This window comes from Streptomyces sp. NPDC088124, assembly GCF_040685895.1.
Classification (GTDB): Bacteria; Actinomycetota; Actinomycetes; order Streptomycetales; family Streptomycetaceae; genus Streptomyces.
This window is the reverse complement of sequence record NZ_JBFBJB010000055.1, coordinates 41665-62122: the sequence shown is the minus strand read 5'-3', so window position 1 is coordinate 62122 and position 20458 is coordinate 41665. Positions and strand designations below refer to the sequence as shown.

At 71.8% G+C, this 20458-nt stretch carries 14 protein-coding genes; 7 read left to right on the top strand and 7 right to left on the bottom strand.

The genetic code is table 11. The features are described from left to right. Nucleotides 1–223: 223 nt before the first annotated feature. Complete coding sequence (gene mfd / locus AB0P17_RS33850) at nt 224–3772, bottom strand: transcription-repair coupling factor (RefSeq protein ID WP_365817074.1); 3549 nt, start codon at nt 3770–3772, stop codon at nt 224–226. Between the two features lie 332 nt (nt 3773–4104). Between mfd and AB0P17_RS33845 the strand changes: the two genes are divergently transcribed. The 3 genes from AB0P17_RS33845 (at nt 4105) to AB0P17_RS33835 (ending at nt 7435) form a co-directional block, all read left to right on the top strand. Then, the gene (locus tag AB0P17_RS33845) at nt 4105–4374 is read left to right on the top strand and encodes a hypothetical protein (RefSeq protein WP_365817072.1); all 270 of its coding nucleotides are present in this window, start codon (nt 4105–4107) and stop codon (nt 4372–4374) included. Then, nucleotides 4367–4999, top strand: a complete 633-nt coding sequence (locus tag AB0P17_RS33840) for a DUF6879 family protein (protein WP_365817070.1) — start codon at nt 4367–4369, stop codon at nt 4997–4999. The genes AB0P17_RS33845 and AB0P17_RS33840 overlap by 8 nt, the downstream gene beginning before the upstream one ends. Before the next feature lie 180 nt (nt 5000–5179). Continuing rightward, a complete protein-coding gene (locus AB0P17_RS33835) occupies nt 5180–7435 on the top strand; it encodes a tetratricopeptide repeat protein (RefSeq protein ID WP_365817068.1) in 2256 nt (751 codons plus the stop codon). Between the two features lie 44 nt (nt 7436–7479). Here AB0P17_RS33835 and AB0P17_RS33830 read toward each other — a convergent pair whose 3' ends face one another. Continuing rightward, entirely contained in the window at nt 7480–7815 is a 336-nt protein-coding gene (locus AB0P17_RS33830; RefSeq protein ID WP_365817066.1) for a hypothetical protein, read from the bottom strand. A gap of 187 nt (nt 7816–8002) precedes the next feature. On the opposite strand from AB0P17_RS33830, the gene AB0P17_RS33825 reads away from it, so the two are divergent. Further along, entirely contained in the window at nt 8003–8857 is an 855-nt protein-coding gene (locus tag AB0P17_RS33825; protein ID WP_365817092.1) for a helix-turn-helix transcriptional regulator, read from the top strand. Nucleotides 8858–8871: 14 nt separating this feature from the next. Next, nucleotides 8872–9069: a DUF397 domain-containing protein gene (locus AB0P17_RS33820; RefSeq protein WP_365817064.1), complete on the top strand. Its 198-nt coding sequence runs from the start codon at nt 8872–8874 to the stop codon at nt 9067–9069. 89 nt (nt 9070–9158) lie between these two features. Here AB0P17_RS33820 and AB0P17_RS33815 read toward each other — a convergent pair whose 3' ends face one another. After that, the gene (locus AB0P17_RS33815) at nt 9159–11741 is read right to left on the bottom strand and encodes an FtsX-like permease family protein (protein ID WP_365817062.1); all 2583 of its coding nucleotides are present in this window, start codon (nt 11739–11741) and stop codon (nt 9159–9161) included. Then, a complete protein-coding gene (locus AB0P17_RS33810) occupies nt 11738–12526 on the bottom strand; it encodes an ABC transporter ATP-binding protein (protein ID WP_365817061.1) in 789 nt (262 codons plus the stop codon). Before AB0P17_RS33810 ends, AB0P17_RS33815 begins: the two co-directional genes overlap by 4 nt. A gap of 639 nt (nt 12527–13165) precedes the next feature. On the opposite strand from AB0P17_RS33810, the gene AB0P17_RS33805 reads away from it, so the two are divergent. Further along, nucleotides 13166–14677, top strand: coding sequence for an MFS transporter (locus AB0P17_RS33805; protein WP_365817090.1), 1512 nt, complete (start codon nt 13166–13168; stop codon nt 14675–14677). Nucleotides 14678–14698: 21 nt separating this feature from the next. Here AB0P17_RS33805 and AB0P17_RS33800 read toward each other — a convergent pair whose 3' ends face one another. The 3 genes from AB0P17_RS33800 to AB0P17_RS33790 form a co-directional block, all read right to left on the bottom strand. Then, on the bottom strand, nt 14699–15556 hold the full coding sequence (locus AB0P17_RS33800) for a cellulose-binding protein (RefSeq protein WP_365817059.1): 858 nt from the start codon (nt 15554–15556) through the stop codon (nt 14699–14701). Nucleotides 15557–15732: 176 nt separating this feature from the next. After that, on the bottom strand, nt 15733–18429 hold the full coding sequence (locus AB0P17_RS33795; RefSeq protein WP_365817057.1) for an SUKH-4 family immunity protein: 2697 nt from the start codon (nt 18427–18429) through the stop codon (nt 15733–15735). Next, nucleotides 18426–19403, bottom strand: coding sequence for an SMI1/KNR4 family protein (locus AB0P17_RS33790; RefSeq protein ID WP_365817055.1), 978 nt, complete (start codon nt 19401–19403; stop codon nt 18426–18428). Before AB0P17_RS33790 ends, AB0P17_RS33795 begins: the two co-directional genes overlap by 4 nt. Before the next feature lie 555 nt (nt 19404–19958). On the opposite strand from AB0P17_RS33790, the gene AB0P17_RS33785 reads away from it, so the two are divergent. Beyond that, a complete protein-coding gene (locus tag AB0P17_RS33785) occupies nt 19959–20456 on the top strand; it encodes a YwqJ-related putative deaminase (protein WP_365817087.1) in 498 nt (165 codons plus the stop codon). Nucleotides 20457–20458: the final 2 nt, after the last annotated feature.

Genomic DNA, 20458 nt, shown 5'->3' with positions numbered 1-20458 from the left:
TCGAGGCATGGCGGAGCCATGGTGAGTGACGACAACGCCGCGAGGTGCGTGCCCCAGCCCCGTGACGCCGCCCCCCATTCGCCGGTCGGTCTAAGTCCGGCGACCGGTGCGAAAGGGGTTCTCGGCAGGTGGGCCGACTCGGGTAAGGGACGGACGCCGGGCAGCGGGCGCCGGGACCTGGCAGCCGGACGTGGCACCCGAGCCCGGCACCCGGCACCCCGCCTCAGCCCAGGATCGTCGTCAGGAACTCCCCCGTCCACGCCAGCAGTTCGCGCCCCACCGTCGGCTTCCCGCCGATCTTGCCCGTCGTCGGGCGCGGGACCAGGATCTGGTGGACGGCCGGCTTGATGACCGTACGGGGGTACAGCCGCTTCAGGCGCAGCTCCTGCGACTCCCGCAACTCCACCGGGGCGAACCGGATGTTGGAGCCCTGGAGCACGATCTCGCCCACCCCGCACGCCCGCGCCAGCATCCGCAGCCCCGCCACCAGCAGCAGGTTCTCCACCGGCTCCGGCAGCTTGCCGTAACGGTCGGTGAGTTCCTCCCGTACGGCGGTGATGTCGGCCTCCGTGTTCGCGGAGGCGATCGCGCGGTACGCCTGGAGGCGCAGCCGCTCGCCCGGGGCGTAGTCGTGCGGGACGTGCGCGTCCACCGGGAGTTCGATCTTGACCTCCAGCGGGGGCTCCTCCTGCTCCCCGCCGTCCAGCGCCGCCCGGTAGTCCGCGACCGCCTCGCCCACCATCCGTACGTACAGGTCGAAGCCGACGCCCGCGATATGGCCCGACTGCTCGCCGCCCAGGAGATTGCCCGCGCCGCGGATCTCCAGGTCCTTCATCGCCACGTACATGCCCGCGCCCATCTCCGTGTGCTGGGCGATGGTCGCCAGGCGCTCGTGCGCGGTCTCCGTGAGCGGCTTCTCCGGCGGGTAGAGGAAGTACGAGTAACCACGCTCGCGCCCGCGCCCGACCCGGCCGCGGAGCTGGTGGAGCTGCGAGAGACCGAAGTTGTCGCCGCGCTCCACGATCAGGGTGTTGGCGTTCGAGATGTCGATGCCGGACTCGACGATGGTCGTGGAGACCAGCACGTCGAACTTCTTCTCCCAGAAGTCCACCACGACCTGCTCCAGGGCCGCCTCGCCCATCTGCCCGTGCGCCGTCGCGATCCGCGCCTCGGGGACGATCTCGCGCAGCCTCGCCGCCGCGCGGTCGATCGACTCGACCCGGTTGTGGATATAGAAGACCTGGCCCTCGCGGAGCAGCTCGCGCCGTACGGCCGCGCCGATCTGCTTCTGTTCGTACGGTCCGACGAACGTGAGCACCGGATGCCGCTCCTCCGGCGGCGTGGTGATCGTCGACATCTCCCGGATGCCGGTGACGGCCATCTCCAGCGTGCGCGGAATGGGCGTCGCGGACATGGTGAGCACGTCGACATTGGCGCGGAGCTTCTTGAGCTGCTCCTTGTGCTCCACGCCGAAGCGCTGCTCCTCGTCCACGATGACCAGGCCGAGGTCCTTGAACTTGGTCTCGGAGGAGAAGAGCCGGTGGGTGCCGATGACGATGTCGACCGCGCCCTCCCGCAGCCCCTGGAGCGTCGCCTTCGCCTCCGCGTCCGACTGGAAACGGGAGAGCGCCTTCACGGAGACGGGGAACTGCGCGTACCGCTCGGAGAACGTCCCGAAGTGCTGCTGCACCAGCAGGGTCGTGGGGACGAGGACCGCGACCTGCTTGCCGTCCTGGACCGCCTTGAAGGCCGCCCGTACGGCGATCTCGGTCTTGCCGTAGCCGACGTCGCCGCAGATCAACCGGTCCATCGGGACCGTCTTCTCCATGTCCTCCTTGACCTCGGCGATGGTGGAGAGCTGGTCGGGCGTCTCCACGTACGGGAAGGCGTCCTCCAGCTCGCGCTGCCAGGGGGTGTCCGGGCCGAAGGCGTGCCCGGGGGCGGCCATCCGCGCCGAGTAGAGCTTGATCAGGTCGGCGGCGATCTCCTTGACGGCCTTCTTGGCGCGTGCCTTGGTCTTCGTCCAGTCCGCGCCGCCGAGGCGGTGCAGGGTCGGGGCCTCGCCGCCGACGTACTTGGTGACCTGCTCCAGCTGGTCGGTCGGGATGTAGAGCCGGTCGCCGGGCTGGCCGCGCTTGGCCGGCGCGTACTCCACCAGCAGATACTCGCGGGTGGCGCCCTGCACCGTACGCTGCACCATCTCCACGTACCGGCCCACGCCGTGCTGCTCGTGAACGATGTAGTCGCCCGGCTCCAGGGTCAGCGGGTCGATGGTCTTGCGGCGCTTGGCGGGCATGCGGGCGCCGTCCTTGCCCGCCGCCTTCTGGCCGGAGAGGTCGGTCTCGGTGAGGACGGCGAGCTTCAGCGCCGGGTCGACGAAGCCGTGGTCCATCGAGCCGCACGCCACGTGGACGACGGACGGCGCGATCTCGGCGAGCCCGCCCGCCGAGCGCGCGCCCGGGGTGTCGAGCCGCGCGGCGATCCCCTCGCCGCCCAGGACCTCGACCGTACGGGCCGCCGTGCCGTGGCCCTCGGTGACGTAGACGGTCCGCCAGCCGTCGGCGAGCCAGCCCTTGGTGTCGGCGAGGGCGCGGGCGGTGTCGCCGCGGTACGACTCGGGGGCGTGCATGCCGAGCGTGATGGCCTCGTCACCCAGCTCCTCGTCGACCGCGAAGGGGGAGACGGACCACCACATCATGCCCAGCTCGCGGGCGCGGTCCCGGACGTCCGCGACGGACCACAGGGAGGCGGCGCCGACGTCGATGGGCGCCTCGCCGCCGCCCGCGCCGGCCGCCCAGGACGCCGCCAGGAACTCCTGGCTGGTCGCGACGAGGTCGGCGGCCCTGGTCCGTACCCGCTCGGGGTCGCAGACCAGCGCCATGGAGCCCGCGGGGAGGACGTCGAGCAGCAGCTCCATGTCGTCCACCAGGACCGGGGCGAGGGACTCCATGCCCTCGACGGCGATGCCCTCGGCGATCTTTCCCAGCAGGTCGCCCAGCTCGGGGTGTTCCTCGGCGAGCTCGGCGGCCCGTGCCCGTACCTCGGGAGTGAGCAGCAGCTCCCGGCAGGGCGGCGCCCACAGCCCGTGCTCGGCGACCTCCAGGGAGCGCTGGTCGGCGACCTTGAAGTAACGGATCTCCTCGACGTCGTCGCCCCAGAACTCCACGCGGAGGGGGTGCTCCTCGGTGGGCGGGAAGACGTCCAGGATGCCGCCGCGCACGGCGAACTCGCCGCGCTTCTCGACCAGCTCGACGCGCGCGTACGCGGCGGCGGCCAGCGCCTCGGTCACCTCGCCCAGATCGGCGCTCTGCCCGCTGCGCAGCGCGACGGGCACCAGCTCCCCGAGCCCCTTGACCTGCGGCTGGAGCACGGACCGTACGGGCGAGACGACGACGCTGACCGGCCCGGCCGCCGGATCGTCCGGCGAGGGGTGCGCGAGCCGGCGCAGCACCGCGAGCCGCCGGCCCACGGTGTCGGACCGGGGCGACAGCCGCTCGTGCGGCAGCGTCTCCCAGGACGGGTACTCCACGACGGTGTCCGGATCGAGCAGCGACCGCAGCGCCGCGGCCAGATCCTCGGCCTCCCGCCCGGTGGCGGTCACGGCCAGCACGGGCCGCCCCGCCTCGCGCGCCAGCGCGGCGACGGCGAAGGGCCGGGCGGCGGGCGGCCCGACCAGATCGACATGCGTGCGGTGACCGTCGGTGGCGGCCTTCACCGCTTCGGCGAGCGCCGCGTCCTTGGTGACGGCGTCGAGCAGACCGTGCAGGCTCATGAAGGGGGTTCCGTCCGGGTCCATGGGTGGGTGGGGCGGGTGCGGTTCACCTGATGCGTGTGGTGAGTCGCATGAGTCGCGCTGGGCAACGCGAAGGGCCCGACACGTCGCACGGGCCGGGGATCCTCCAGCCTACGACGCCGGTACGACAGCCGCGGCCGGAGCGGTGGCCCGAGCCACGGGGGCGACGGGGGACGGCTGCTGCGGCTGGGACGGGGAACGGCGGGGACGGACGTTGGCGAGAACTCGCCTCCTGGCGATGTTGCTTTGCGTAGTCAGCCCCCGTAAAATTTATTATTCCTTTTCGCCTGAAATCCTCACCGGGGGCAGGAATGAATCGTCCGTGGGAAGCAAACCCTTCCGCGTTATTCTCCAGGCGCCTCGGCAAGACGGCGCAGGAGCTCGGACATTCACAGGACGACGACGATTGCCCGGACATCTGGCAACTCGACAACGGCGACATCGCGGTCATCGGACGTGACCTGACGGCAGCCTATTCTTCACACCTCCCCACCGGAGTCTCCCTGGCGGCGGACGAACGTCTCGTCGTGATCCCCGGCAATATGCTCAGCGCCGCGAAAAAGGATATTCCGGATGCTTGATCCGAAGGTCCCGACGATCAGCCCGGAGCTGGGTGAGCGTCTCGTCAGCACGGACTACAAGCGGGACTTCAGGGAACGCCAGGCGCTGATCCACGACGGAGCCTCGTGGAAGCTGGAGCGGCGGCAGTACTTCGAGGAGCAGAACGACCCCAGCAGGGACGCGCTTCATCGCGGCGACTGGCAGGAAGTGCTTCGTCTCTTCGCCAAGAGGCGGGGCGCCATCATGGCGAAGGCACGGGAGAACGAACGCCGCCGGTACGTTTTTCACCGGGTACGTATCGTGGAGTATCCCATCACACCGTACGTGCAGTGGGAACTTCACTCATTGGTGCAGCAGGACGAGCTGGGCGGGAACCGCGTCCGGATCGTTACGGCAGACAAAGTGGCGGACTCCGAGAAAGCGCGACAGCTTCCGGAAATCGTGGTGATGGGAAGCCGGACGCTGTACAACATTCTCTACACCGACACCGGGCGACCGTTGGGCGCGATCCGCTTCACCGACCGGCGGCAGGTCCATGACTGGGAGCATTACATCCGATCACTTTTCGAAGCGGGTGAGGACATCTCCTCGTACTTTTCCCGTGAGATTGCTTCCCTGCCCGCGCCTGTCCCGCAACCGGAGTGAGTCATCGATCAGCCCAGGGGCCCATCAGATGTTCCCGACCGCTCGCACAACGAGCTGTCGGGAACGTCCCAGGACGTCGTCCAGGCCGGAAGCGTCACCGGCGGGGTCCACTTCCACCGGCACACGCCACCCGGAAGTGGCGGCCTCGGACGCGAGGGCGCGGCAGGACACAAGGGCCAGGTGCCCCGGCAGTTACCCGGTGACGTCCACCGGTTCATCAACCGCACCGCCGAACTGGGGCAGCTGAACGCCGTCCTGCCGACCGAGGAAGGCGCTCCCGTCATCGTCTCGGTCTGCGTCGTGGCGGGCACCGCGGGTGCGGGCAAGACCTCGCTCGCACTGCACTGGGCGCACCAGGTCCGCCACCGTTTCCCCGACGGCCAGCTGTACGTCAACCTGCGCGGCTACGACCCCGGGCAGCCGCTGAGCGCGCAGGAGGCCCTGCGCGGGTTCCTGCCGGCGCTCGGGGCACCCGCCGGCTCCGTACCGCAGGATCCCGACGCCGCCGCCGCGTACTACCGCTCCCTGCTGTCCGACCGCAGGATGCTGATCGTGCTGGACAACGCGGCCACCGCCGCCCAGGTCCGCCCCCTGCTGCCCGGCTCCCCGCACTGCCTGACGCTGGTCACCAGCCGCAACAGACTCTCCGGGCTCGCGATACGGGACGGGGCCCGACGACTGACCCTCGGCACCCTCCCCGAAGCGGAAGCCGTCGCGCTGCTGCGTGCCGTGACCACGGGCTACCGCGCCGAGGACGACCTGCGTGAGCTCGCGGAGCTGAGCAGACTGTGCGCCGCGCTGCCACTGGCCCTGCGCATCGCCGGGGAGCGGGCGGCGAGCAATCCGCATCTGCGCCTCACCGATCTGATCGCCGAACTGCGGGACGAGTCCGTCCTCTGGGACGCGCTCAGCGTCGGGGACGCGGAGGAGGCCGAGGCCGTACGTACCGTCTTCGCCTGGTCCTACCGCGCCCTGCCCGCACCCGGCGCGACGCTCTTCCGGCAGCTCGGTCTGCACCCCGGACCGGAGTTCGGCCTTCCTGCCGCCGCCGCGCTGGCCGCGCTGCCCGCCGTCAGGACGCGGCAGCTCCTCGACTCCCTCGTGGGCGCGCATCTGCTGGAGCAGACGGGCCCCGACCGCTACCAGTTCCACGATCTGCTCCGCGCCTACGCCGCCGGCCTCGCGCAGCAGGAAGGACCCCCGGAGGACGGACGGGCCGCGCTCCGCCGCGTCCTGATCTGGTACCTGCGCACCGCGGAGGCGGCGCGTATCAGGCTCGCCCCCGCACAGGATCCGGTGCCCCTGACGCAGGGGGAACTGGACGAGACAGCCCGGCCCCTGGATTTCGCGGACTACGACGCGGCGATGGACTGGGCGGAGCGCGAACACGCGAATCTGCTCAGGGCGGTCGGTACCGCCGCGGGAGAATACGACGAACTGGCATGGAAATTGACGGAGGTCCTGTGGTCCGTGCAGCCACACTCCGCTTCCATGACCGACTGGCTGCCCGTCGGCAACACCGGTCTGGCCTCGGCGCGCAGAGTGAACGACGCAGCCGCCGAAGCGCTGATCCTCACGCGCCTCGGTATGGCTCATCACCGAATCAACGCATGGGACGAGAGCCTGGACTGCCATCGGCGAGCGCTGGCGATTCGCCGTGCCGAGGGTGACCGCAGCGGCGAGGCGCGCTCGCTGAACCTGATCGGACTCATCCAGCTACGCCGCCGCCAACTGGACGCGGCCGCAACCCATTTCGAGGAGGCGTCGGCACTCTGGCAGTCAGTGGGTTCCGAGCACTGGGCTGCCACCGCCCTCTCGAACCTCGCCACGACCTACTGCGATGCCGGGCGCGCAGGGGAAGCCTCTGCCACCATCCAGGAAGCCCTGGCAGCTCACCGCGCACTGGAAAATCCGGGCGGCGAGGGCAACGCGCTGTGCGTACTGAGCCGTCTGCAACGCGAACGGGGCGAGTTGGAGGCGGCGCTCCATACGGCCGAACAGGCCCTGGACATCGCCCTCGCACTGCGCAACCAGGTCCTCGAAGCCTATTGGCTTCTCACCCTCGGCGACGCCCAACGGGAACTGGGCCAACTCGCGGACGCGCTCACCTCGTACCAGCGCTCCGCCGACCTGCATCGCCGCCTGGGCAATCGCAGCCGCGAGGCGATGTCCTGGCTGGGTGCCGGCCGGACGTACCAGACCCTGGGCAGACCGGAGGAGGCGGCCCACTTCCACCGCAGGGCCGCCGCGACCCACAGGGACCTCGCGGACGCCTGGCACGAAGCGCTGGCCCTGAAGGCCCTGGCCGCTGCGCTGGACGCCACCGACCCCACGGTCGCCCAGCAGCACCGCACCCGGGCGCTGCGACTCCTCGCCCCGTACGAGGACCCTCGGGCGGCGGCCGTGCGGGGACGCCTGGACGGTGCGGGCTCGTAGGCGCGCGGAGTACGGACACGGCCGCGCGCCCCCACACCCCCGTTTCAGGCGGCACACCCCTCCCGGGCGCCCGCGTCGTCGTCGGTCGGCGCGAGCCACACAAGGCGGGGCGTACGGTCTTCCGTCCGGTGGAAGTGCCGCATGACGTTCTCCGCCGACGCCAGCCGCCACCTGCGCCCGCCGCCGACACGGATGACCTCGGTCTCCCCGCTCTCGTACGCCAGGCCCCACGCGACGACCACGGCGTCCGCGTCGTCCGTGCCGGGGCGGTACTCCTCCACCACGGCGAAGAGGCGGGGCGCGGTGTCGCGTACGAGTTCGTACACCTCCTGAGTGAAGTCCGGCTCCGGGGCGGGGTCTTGCGGCGATGCGATCGGCATGCTCGTCATGGAAATCCCCTGTCTGAGTCTGAAGAAGGGTGAGCGCCTGCCCGGCGGATGTGGGCATGGCGGGGTGAAGGCGCCTGGTGGCGCGGCCGGTTGATGTGGCGTGCTTCACACCGTAGCCCCAGCAACTATGCTTCATTGAGCGAATTCTTTTAATACATCACAACGAGTGAAGGCAGCCATGAGCCGAAAGAGTCCCCCGCCGTCCGTACGACAACGGCGCCTCGGCGCCGAGCTGCGAAGGCTGCGCGAACGGACGGATCTGTCTGTGACCAAGGCGGCCTCGCTCCTCGGCTTCTCGCAACCGCAGGTCAGCGGCATCGAGACAGGACGCTTCGCGGTGAGTGCAGACCGGGTCCGGTCCATGGCCCGGAGCTACACCTGCACGGATGAAACCTTGGTCGAAGCTCTCGCGGATATGACAGGCGGACGAACGCGCGGCTGGTGGGAGGAGTACCGCGATGTGCTTCCACCCGACGCTCTCGACTTGGCAGAACTCGAACATCATGCCGTCACGCTGCGCACGGCAGCGGTGATCCATCTACCGGGACTGCTCCAAACCCGATCCCATGCCCACGCAGTCATCGGCGACGCCGTACCTCCGATTTCACCGCCCGAGGTGGAACACCGGGTCTCCTACCGGGTCAAGCGGCAGGCAGTGCTGTACCGGGAGAACCCGACGCCGCTGACAGCGATCATCCATGAGGCGGCCCTGCGTATGGGCTTCGGCGGACCGGAGGTGGCCCGCACACAGTTGGAGTCCCTCCTGGACTTGAGCGAGCACGAACACATCACCGTCCTGGTCATCCCGTTCGGCGCAGGTACGTTCCCCAGCTCCGGGCAGGGCATCCACTATCTGGCTTCCGCGAACCCCGCCCTTGACACAGTCCAGCTCGACACGGATCACGGCTCTTCGTTCCTCGATACGCAACCGCAGTTGGCCAAATACCGGAGGGTTCTGGACCGCATGGAGAGCTGTAGCCTCGAACCGACAGAGTCCCGGGATCTGATCCGCCGGGTAGCGGCAGACATCTGAGAAAAGGAACACCCGTGTCCACCCTCGACTGGCAGAAGTCCTCGTTCAGCGCCGAGGCCGCCAACTGCGTCTACGTGGCCGCTACCGACGACGGCACCATCAAACTCCGCGAGAGCGATACCCCGAACACCACCCTCACCACCACGCCCGACCGCCTCCGCGCCTTCGTCCTCGGCGTGAAGGCAGGCGAGTTCGACCGCCTCGTCGCGTAACGCGCAGCACTCCGGCCCCGATGGACGTTGGAGGGCGTCCACCGGGGCCGGAGTGACTACCGTACCCGTACGTGCGTGGTCCGTACGTTCTACTCCGTCGCGATCGCGTTCAGGACGTTCATGCGGCCCGCGCGGAACGCCGGGATCAGGGCGGCGAACAGGCCGACGAAGGCCGAGGCCACGAAGACCGTGGCGATGGTCGGCCAGGGGATTTCCAGGACCCCCAGGCCCTCCAGGGCCAGCAGCTTCTGGGCCGCCGTGCCCCAGCCCATGCCCAGGCCGAGGCCGAGCAGCGCGCCGAAGAGGGCGATGACGACCGACTCCAGGCGGATCATGCGGCGGAGCTGGCGGCGGGAGAGGCCGATGGCGCGGAGGAGGCCGATCTCCCGGGTGCGTTCGACCACCGAGAGGGCCAGGGTGTTCACGACCCCCAGCACCGCGACGATGATCGCGAGGGCCAGCAGGCCGTAGACGATGTTGAGGAGCTGGCCGATCTGGTCCTTCAGCGTCTGCTTGAAGTCCGTCTGGTTCTGCACCTTGTACTGCGGGTAGCCGGCCAGCGAGTCCTTGAGGGCCGCGTACGCCCGCTTCTCCTTGCCGTCCTCGGCCGCCGCGAACATGATCATGTTCTTGGGGACCCGGTCGGCCGGCAGATACCGCTCGACGGTCGTGATGTTGACGTACATCGCGCCCTTGTCGACGTTCACGTCGTCCGAGGTGATCGCCGCGACCTTCAGCTTCGCGGTCCGGCCGCCGTTGAAGGCCACCGTCATCTCGTCGCCGACCTCGACGCCGTGCCGCTCGGCGTAGTCGTCGCCGACCGACATCGCGTCCTTGCCGTACGCCGCCGTCAGTTCCCCGCCGACCGTCTCGCGACGCAGGTCCGTGGCGTATGACGGGGTGGCCGCCGACAGGCCCACGCGGTCCGTCTTGCCGTCCGGGGCGGTCAGCGCCACCTCGACCCACTTGTACTCCGTGAAGTGCGCGATGTCCGGCGTCTTCTCCAGCGCCGCCTGGGCCTGCGGCACGATCGGCTGGCCGTTGCTGCTCTGGATGATGAAGTCCGCGCCGACCGACCGGTCCAGCTCGTCCGTCGCGGAGGCGACCATCGACGAGCCGACGACCGACAGGCAGGCCACCAGCGCGAGGCCGATCATCAGGGCCGCGCCCGTCGCCCCCGTACGCCTCGGGTTGCGCAGCGCGTTGCGCTCCGCCATCCGGCCGACCGGGCCGAACATCCGCAGCACCGCCGCGCTGAGCACCCGGACCAGGCCGCCCGCGAGGAGCGGGCCGATCACGACGAAGCCGAGCAGGGTCAGAACCACGCCGACACCGAGGTACAGCGAACCCTCGCTCGCCTTCGCGGAGTTCGCCGCCAGGAGCAGCGCGGCCCCGCCGGCGCCCGTCAGGACCAGGCCGATGACCGCCCGTACCCACCCGGATCGCCCGTCGGCCGGGGTCCCGGCGTCGCGCAGCGCGGCCATCGGGGAGATCTTCCCGGCCCGCCGCGCCGGTACGTACGCGGCGACGACGGTGACGACGATGCCGAGGACCAGGCCGGTCACCGGGGTCGTCCACTTCACCGTCAGATCGTCCGTGGACAGGTCCATGCCGATGGAGGACATGAGCTTCATCAGCCCGACGGCCAGCCCCACCCCGGCCGCGACACCCGTCACCGAGCCGATGATCCCGAGGAGCACAGCCTCCAGCAGCACCGAGCGGTTGACCTGCCGGCGGCTGGAGCCGAGGGCCCGCATCAGGCCGATCTCCCGGGTCCGCTGCGCGACCAGCATCGAGAAGGTGTTGACGATGAGGAAGATGCCGACGAGGAAGGCGATCCCGGCGAAGCCGAGCATCGCGTACTTCATGACGTCGAGGAACGAGCCGACGTCGGAACGGTTCGCGTCCGCCGCCTCCTGCTGCGTCTGGAGCTTGTACGGGCCGGCCCCGAGCGCCGCCGCGACGTCCTGCTTGAGCCGCGCGTCGCCGACGCCCTGCTCGGCGGTGACATTGAGGTGCGTGAAGCGGCCGGTCCCGCCGAGCAGCGTCCGCTGCGAGGTGGCGGTGTCGAAGAAGACGATCGTCGCGCCCGGGTTGGTGACGGTGAAGGTCGCGATCCCGGAGATCCTCGCCTTGATGTCGCCCGTGACGGCGATGGTGCGCAGCTCGTCACCGATCGCGAGACCGTGCTTCTCGGCGGCGTCGGCGTCGATCATCACCTCGGTCGGGCCGCGCGGCGCGTGGCCGGAGGTGATCCGCATCGACCGCAGGTCGTTACGGGTCCAGTTGCCCGCGATCGTCGGGGCTCCGTTGCTGCCGCCGACGTCCTTGTTCGCGTCGTCGACGACGGTCACGCTCATGCTGCTGACGGCGCCCTCGACGGACCGTACGCCCTCCGCCTTCCGTACGGTCTCGATCGCGGCGGCGGGCAGCGACTCGGGGCGGCCGGTCTGAGAACTGCCCGAACCCCCGTCCGGCTCGGTCTCCTTCGGGCTGACCGTGACGTCCGAGGAGGTCGCGGCGAAGAGCTTGTCGAAGGTCGTGTTCATGGTGTCGGTGAAGACGAGCGTCCCGCAGACGAACGCCACCGAGAGCAGGACCGCCACGGCGGAGAGCGCCATGCGTCCCTTGTGCGCGAAGAAGTTGCGCATCGAGGTCTTGAAGACGGTCACGAGGTACGCCCCCGCGCGTCGAAGTCCTTCATCCGGTCGAGCACGGCGTCGGCGGTCGGGCGCAGCATCTCGTCGACGATCCGGCCGTCCGCGAGGTACAGCACCCGGTCCGCGTACGAGGCGGCCACCGGGTCGTGCGTGACCATCACGATGGTCTGGCCCAGGTCGTCCACCGAGCGGCGCAGAAAGCCGAGGACCTCGGCGCCGGCCCGCGAGTCCAGGTTCCCCGTGGGCTCGTCGCCGAAGATGATCTCGGGCCGCGCGGCGAGCGCGCGGGCCACGGCGACGCGCTGCTGCTGACCGCCGGAGAGCTGTGTCGGGCGGTGCGTGAGCCGGTCGGCGAGTCCTACGGTGTCCACGACCTGCTGGAGCCACGCGGTGTCCGCCTTGCGGCCCGCGATGTCCATGGGGAGCGTGATGTTCTCCAGGGCGTTGAGCGTCGGCAGCAGGTTGAACGCCTGGAAGATGAAGCCGACGCGGTCCCGGCGCAGCCGGGTGAGCTGCTTGTCCTTGAGCTTGGTTATCTCGGTCTCGGCGAGGTGGATCTCGCCGGAGGACACCGTGTCCAGACCGGCGAGGCAGTGCATCAGCGTCGACTTGCCGGAACCCGACGGGCCCATGATCGCGGTGAACTCCCCCCGGGCGATGTCCACGTCGACATGGTCCAGCGCGACGACCCGGGTGTCCCCGGAGCCGTACGCCTTGACGACCTGCCGCGCTCGCGCCGCGACGGCCGTACGCCCTCCGGTACCCCCGCGCTTGGGGATGGTCACAGCCGTTGTCACGGTAAGTCTCCTATATCGCTTGATGCATCGCATGAGTGAGTCGTGCATGCGTATGTGTGGGTACGTGTGCGTGTGTGGGGTACGGGGGCGTCGCCCGGCGCGCCTGAACGAGTCTGGTGTGTCCGAGGTATCGGCACATTGGTGCCCGGCGCAGTCTTCGCCTGGGGTTTTCCCCACCCCCCTGTCGTGGGGAAGCCCCCGGCGCGGGCCCCGTGGCGGGGCCGCCGTGTCCGTAAGAACAACCTAAGGAGCGGGGAAGGCCCGCACGTCCTCCACCGGGACGAACGGCCCCTGGGCAGAAGTAAGGAGGTACCCCTAGGGGACTACACCCGCCGGTGGAGGACTCCAATGCTCCGTTTCGTCCCCTCCCGCCGTCCGAGGTGCGGGTGAGAAGGTGTCCCCGACGAAATACGTGTACGGGGAAGGAATCTTGTGAGCGGCGCCGGAGGAAGTACCGAGGAGACGGAACCTGCCGAGGACACGGAACACGCCGACGGCGCGGAGCACTCCAGAGGCACCGAGCACGCCACAGGCACCGAGGACGCCAAGGGCGCGGGACATACGGGCGCGGGACATTTGGACGCGATACCCGCCGGCCCGCGCACCCCCGGCAAGCGCGGGCCGGTCGTCGCCGCGCTCATGCTCGGGATGGCGCTCGCCGCGCTGGACGGCACCATCGTCTCCACGGCCGTCCCACAGATCGTCGGTGACCTCGGCGGATTCGCCGTCTTCTCCTGGCTGTTCTCCGGCTATCTGCTCGCCGTCACGGTCACCCTGCCCGTCTACGGAAAGCTCTCCGACACCCTCGGCCGCAAGCCCGTACTGGTCGCCGGCATCATCCTGTTCCTCATCGGCTCGCTGCTCTGCGCCACCGCCTGGAACATGGCCTCCCTGATCGCCTTCCGCGTCGTCCAGGGGCTGGGCGGCGGGGCGCTCCAGGGCACGGTGCAGACCATCGCCGCCGACCTCTACCCGCTGAAGGAGCGCCCCAAGATACAGGCCAGGCTCTCGACGGTCTGGGCCTCGTCGTCCGTGGCGGGCCCGGCGGTGGGCGGGTTCATCGCGGGGTACGCGGACTGGCGCTGGATCTTCCTGATCAACCTGCCGGTCGGGGCGGTGGCGCTCTGGCTGGTCATCAGGTACCTCCACGAGCCGCACCGGGCGCGCGCGGCCGTCACGGGTACGGAGGCTCACGCCCGTACGCGGCCGGCCGCCCGGGCCCGTATCGACTGGGCGGGCGCCCTGGGCGTCTTCGCGACCGGGGCGCTCCTGCTCACCGCGCTCGTCCAGGGCGGGGTCGCCTGGCCCTGGCTCTCCGCGCCGTCGTTCGCGTTCCTCGGCTGCAGCGCGGTCCTCGCCGCGCTCACCGTCGTCATCGAGCGGCGGGCGGCGGAGCCGATCCTCCCGGGGTGGGTCTGGCGCCGTCCCACCATCGCGGCCGTCAACCTCGCGCTCGGCGCCCTCGGGCTGCTGATGGTCGCCCCGACCGTCTTCCTCCCGACGTACGCGCAGTCCGTCCTCGGGCTCGGTCCGATCGCCGCCGGGTTCGTGCTCTCCGCGATGACGCTGAGCTGGCCGGTCAGCGCGGCCTTCTCCAACCGGGTCTACAACCGGATCGGTTTCCGGCTGACCGCCGTCATCGGCATCTCGCTCGCGACACTGGTCCTGCTCGCCTTCCCCCTGCTCCCCTACCCGGGCCACGCCTGGCAGCCGACGCTGATCATGCTGCTGCTGGGCGCGGCGCTGGGGCTGTTCCAGCTTCCGCTGATCATCGGGGTGCAGTCGACGGTCGGCTGGTCGGAGCGGGGCACGGCCACCGCGTCCATCCTCTTCTGCCGGCTGATCGGCCAGAGCGTGGGCGCCGCGCTGTTCGGCGCGGTCGCCAACTCCGTACTCTCCGCGCGGCTCGCGAACGCGCCCACGCCCGGGCTGCCCCAGGACGTGGACGGTGTCGCGCAGGCCCTGGAGGACCCGGCGTCCCTCGGCGCCGGGGCCGCCGACTATCTGCGCCGGGCGATGGACACGGCGGTCGACCATGTCTTCGTGGGCGCGGCGGTCGCGGGCGCGCTGGCCCTGCTCGTCCTGCTCCTCCTCGCGCCGCGCCGCTTCCCGGTGATCCCGGACGCGCCCGCCGACCAGCAGGGTCCGTAGCGGCCGCGCGCGGGGCCCCCGTCACTCCTCCGTCGGCGCCCTTCCCGTCAGCGCCGCCAGGCTGTTCCGTACGTGCGCCATGTGCGCCCGCATCTCCTCGCGCGCCTCCTCGTGGAGCCGTATCTGCCGTTCCGTGTCCCGGGCCACCGAGTCCGCCCGCGCCCGGGCCCGGGCCATCAGCTCGCTCGCCTGGTCCTGCGCGTCCTCCTGGCGGTGCCGCGCCTGCTCCCCCGCCGCCGAGAGCCCGCGCTGCGCCTCCACCAGCTTCGCCTGCGCCTGCGCGACGAGTTCGGCCGACTCGGCCTCCAGCGCCGCCTCCCGCGCCGCGGACTCCCGCTCCGTCGCCGCCAGCCGCTCGGTGTGCTTCTGCTCCAGCTCCTCGATCAGCCGCCGGGTGCGCCGGCGCACCTCGTCCAGCTCCGCGACCGCCTCCGCCCGGCGCTCCGCGCCCTCGTCGCGGGCCTCACTCAGCTTCGCGTCAGCCGCGTCCCGGGCCGCCCCCACCACACGGTCGGCGTCCGCCTCCGCCGCCGCCCGTATGCCGTCGGCATGAGCGCGCGCCGCCTCGCGGATGTCCGCCGCCACCGCCTCGGCCGCCGCGATCACCGCCGCGCACTCCTCGCGCACCTCGGCCCGCAGGGCCTCGTCCTCCTGCCGTGCGAGCGCCAGGATCTGCTGGGCGCGCCGGCCGAGCGTCTCGTACGTCGGCTGCTCCAGCGTGGCGACCCGCGCCGCCAGCAGCTCCGCCTCGCCCGCCAACTGCTCGGCCTGGGAGGTGAGCCGCACGATCCGCTCCCGGGCGTCGTCGCGCTCCTTGAAGAGCTCGGCGTACTTCCGGTCGACCTGTTCGGGACGGTAACCACGACCCCATACGGGCACGAAGCCATGATCCGACAACGGTGCACCACCCATCTTGAAGCCCCTCAGGGGCAAGCCACACAGTCATGTAGTCACACAGCCACAAAAGTCAGGGTCGGATCGGGTACAGCGAGGCGCCCACCGCAACGCGGTGGGCGCCTCGGTCATCCGCCGACGCGTTCTGTTCTAACGAACGGTCACAGCAATCCGTCCCACATCTGCTCCAGCAGTACCGACCACCAGTTCTCCGGCGACGACAGCGCCGCCGGGTCCAGCGCCGCGAGCTGCGCCTGGAAGTCGACCGTCCAGCGGCCCGCCTGCTCGGGGGTCAACCCGTAGCGCAGCCGCCACATCCGCCCCAGCAGCGCCAGCGAGCGGGTGAACTCCGGCAGCCCGGTGTTCACGAACTGCGGCGGCACCGGCTGCCCGCCGGGACCCGCCTCCACCGGTACGGCCATGATGTGCGCCGTACCGTACTGGACGCAGAGCGCCCGCCCGAAGTCGCTGCCCATCACCAGGTACGAGCCCGCGTCCGCGGCCGGCTGCACCTGCCGCTGCGCGGCCAGTTCGGCCAGCGTCGGCACCACCGGCTGCGGGGGCTGCGCCCAGAAGAACGGCCCGAAGTCGGCCGGCAGCCCCGCCCACACCAGCGTGCGCGCCACCAGGTCCGGCACACCCTGCCGGGACACGGCGCGCTGGTCGAACCGGCAGATTCCCTGCGGGCCGAACGCCGCCGCCAGTTCCTGCGCGATCGCCTCCGGCGGCACCGGCGGCGCGGGCGCCACCTGCGGCAGCGGCGCCCGGACCGGCGCGGGGCGCGCGGGACCGTCCGCGACCTGGTGCAACTCACCCTGGTGGGTGAGGAGATGCTGCATGCCCTGCTGCCGGCTGGCGTGGTCCTGACCGTACGGGGCGACGCTGGTGATCCGGACCTGCGGCCAGGTCTCCCGGATCATCCGGGCGCAGTAACCGCCCGGCAGCTCGCACGACTCCAGCTCCGTGTGGAGTTCGAGCACCTGCTGCGGCGGCACGTTCATCCCGCGCAGCTCGTGCAGGATCTGCCACTCGGGGTGCGGGGTGCCGGGCGCGGAGCGCCGGATGATCTGCGCCTCGGAACCGTCGGGCGCGCGGTAGCGCAGCACGGCCTGGTAGCCCGGGCCGACGGTCGGCAGCCCGGACGGCTGGGGCGGGTAGCCGTATGCCGCGGGCGGTACGGGACCGGGCGGTACGGGGCCGGGGGCGCCCGGCGGCATCCCCGGCGGCATGCCGGGCGGGCCCGGCGGCTGGGCGGCCGACGGCGGCGGTACGGGGCCGCCCTGCTGCCCCGGTCCCGCCAGCATCGTCGCGGCGTGATGCACACCGCCGGGCGGCGTACCGGGGGCGCCCGGAGCGCCAGGGGCTCCCGGAGCGCCGGGCGGGCCCGGGGGCCGGGGCGCGCCGGGCGGACCCGCGAGCGGGTTCTGGCCACCCTGGCTCGGGTCCGCGAACATCGTGGCCGCCTGGTGCACACCGCCCGGAGGTGTGCCGGGAGGCGTGCCCAGGGGCGTACCGGGCGGGGTGCCGGGGGCGCCCGGCGGACCGGGCGGCCGCGGGACGTTGGAGCCGATGCTCGGCGCGAGCTGCGTCGGCAGATAGCCACCGGCCGGGGCGCCCGGCGTCCCCGGACCCGACGGCGACGGAGCCGGCGGGGCGGGCGGCGGGGTGCCGCCCGGGACACCCGGCGCGCCGGGCGGCGGCGGGGGCTGCACCGCGGCACCGCCGCGCGCGCCACGCGGCGGCACGGCGGCCTTGCTCGTCGCGGCGTCGGCGATGTCACCGCTGCCGGAACCCGCGCCGGGAGTCCCCGGGGCGCCCGGAGCAGCCGGAACGCCCGCCCCGGGAGTCCCCGGAGTCCCCGAGGCGCCGGGAGTCCCCGGGGTCCCCGGAGCGGCGGGCGCACCCGGCCCCGCGGCACCCGGCCCCGGGGCGCTCAGCGCGGGCGCCACCGACGTGCGCGGCAACTGGCTGCCACCGGACATCAGCGCGGTCGGCGCCTCGGCGGCCACGCTCGGCGGCGGGGTGTCATCGTCGTCGGCACCGGCGAGCGGCGGCGCGAAGACCGTCGCGGGCAGCGGTACGGAGCCGTCGTCCGACGCGGAGGACGACTCGCTCGTGTCGATCCCGGCCCAGGGCGTCGCCCCGGGCGCCGTGCCCGGCGCCGAGGCGGGCACACCGTCGTTGGCCGTGGGCTCGTACGCGGCGGCCCCGGCGGACCCGCCCCGCGAGGCACCGGTGCCGTACCCCCCGGCCTGGGAGCCACCGCCACCGCCCAGGGAGTTGTTGCCACCGCCGAGGGAGCCGCTCCCCGGACCACCGGAGCCCGCGGCGGCCGACCCCCCTGAAGAAGCAGGAGAGGCCGGAGAAGCCGAAGGGGCCGAAGGTGGCGGAGAGGCCGACGCGCCCGAAGGCGCCGAAGGGGCCGGAGAAGCCGGTGCCGACGACGCGCCCTCCGGCGTCCGGCGGTCCGGGATGCCCATCTTGTCCGCCGCGTCCTGCAGCCACTCCGGCGGCGTCAGCAGGAACGACGTCTGGTTCAGATCGATACGCGCCGGCGTCTCGGGCGCCGCGGCGGCCTGCGGCTCGCCCCGCGTCCCGTACTCCTCCTCGTACCGGCGTATCACCTCGCCCACCGGCAGCCCCGGCCACAGCGTCGCCTCACCGCTGTCCCGCGCGATCACCAGCCGCTGCCGGCCGCCGTCCGACGTCGGACCGTTCTCCCGGTCCTCCGCCCACACCACGAAGCCGAGGTCGAACTCCCGTACCCGCACCTCACGGTGCTGGTAGCCGGGCACATCGCCGTTCACCCAGTCTTCCGCGCGCTCCTGCGCCTGCGCGAAGGTCACCACCGCGCTCATCCCTCCACCGGGACGGCGCGCGCGAAGCCGCCGTCCACCATCAGGTTCGCCACGGTCTCCAGCTCCGGCGGGCTGCCCGCCAGCCGCAGCAGGAACGCGTCGAAGTCGTCGCCGCACGGCAGGAGCAGCCGCTCCACCCGCTCCTGGACGCCCCAGCCGTCCTGGTCCCGGGCGTCGTCGTACGCGGAGAACCAGACCGAACCGGTCCGCTCGCCCCGTACCTTCACCGCGAGCAGCCCGCCCTGCACGAAGGCGACCCCCAGGTAGTCCTTGGTGAGATGGTCCCGCAGACACTTGTTGACGTACACCACGTCGTTGACCGCGGCCTCGTCCCGCACCGTGAAGAACGGCTGGTCCACCAGGAGTCCCAGCTCCGCGTCGAGCGCGGCGCCCACCGGCGCGCAGCCGCCCGCCGCCTTCAGGAACGAGCGGTAGGCGCCCGGCAGCCGGTAGCCGAGGTCCTCCTCCACTCCCTGCACCTGCTGCTCACTCACCGACACCGACGCCTTCGGCAGCCCGAAGTGCACCGGCCGGGTCTCCTGGAGCGGACGCGTGCCCCGCTTGCCGTGGTCCACCGGCGAGGTCGCCAGACCGCCGTGGTGCCGCAGCAGCGCCTTCACCTCGACCGGCACCAGCTCCATCCGGCGCGAGCCCGCGACGTGGTGCCAGGTCCAGCCGTGCGGCGTCGTCACGGGCGGGATCGTGTCCCACAGTTCATGGCCCGAGGCGGCCAGCGCGGCGTTCGCGGACACGTAGTCCGTCAGCCTCAGTTCGTCCACGCCGAACCCCTCCGGAGGCTCGGCTATCTCCGCGGCCGCGCGCGCGTACGGCGCGAACTCCGGGTACCCGCCGGCATTCACCCGGACACCGCCGGGATGCCGGGAGGCCCGGACCGGGTCCGGGAAATGCACGACCTGTCCGGCGTAGGCCGCGTTCGGTGGCGCGGCTTGCTGCCCGAGCCGACCTGTCGTCATGGCGGTTGCCCCCTGCTGCGCTTCCGGCTGGTTCGACAGCCCTGGTTCAGGACAGCCTATGCGGTGAGGCAAGAGGCGGATCCGACGCTCCTCCGCTGTCCGGTTCCGGCCCCCGCGGGCGGCCCGATCCCGTCCTCGCCCCGCCTCCGTACGGTGACGGTCTGCTACGCCGCCACCGCGACGCGCCCGGGTCCGCGACCATCCCTCGCACCCGGTGACCGGCGGTCACACCCCGCGTGACGCAGCGGCGATTCCGCGTCACGATCTACGCCGATCCACGCCGATCTACGCGGATCCGCGCCCCCAGCTTCCCCACAGTGCGTCACATTTGGCAGGCTGTCCCGGCAACATGGGGGGCGTGACACCAGCGGCTACCGGCCGCCGGTGAGGGGAGGGACCAGCACCATGCACACCGCACAGCACACGGAGCGTGCCGCGTACCCGGCGCGGCGCACCGCCGCCCCGGGCATCGCCCCGGAGGCCGCCGGCACCGTCCCGGGCGGCCAGGGCACCGCCCCGGGCGCCGCCGGTATCGTCCCGGGCGAGACGGGCCCCATCCTCGGCTCCGCGGGGTTCTCCGGCGACCCGCGCCTGAGCTGGCGCTCCGCCGAGGCGCAGCTCCCGCCCGTCGTCCGGCAGCGCAGGGACGGCATCCTGCCGGCCGTCGCCGCCGCGCTCTCCGTCCGCGGCGAGACCCTCACCTGCACCGCCGGCAAGGCGGATCAGCCGCCCGCCCTCCACCCTCTCGTACAGGACTTCCTCGACACCCTCACCAGCGGCCAGCGCGAACGGTTCACCGGCCGCTGCCCCGAGGCCATCCTGCTCTCCCGCCACCTCACCGCCTCCGAGGACGCGCGCTCCAAGAGAGCCAGACGAAAACCCCTGACCCACGGCGAGGCCCGGCGCTCCCTCAAGCAGTCCAAGCTGACGGCACGCCGTATCCGCGAGGACGGCGACCCGCTGCACGGAAGCTACGCCCCGCCCTGCCGTTCCTGTACGGCGCTGCTCGCCCACTTCGGCGTACGGCCCGTCGACCCCACCGAGAACGGCTGACA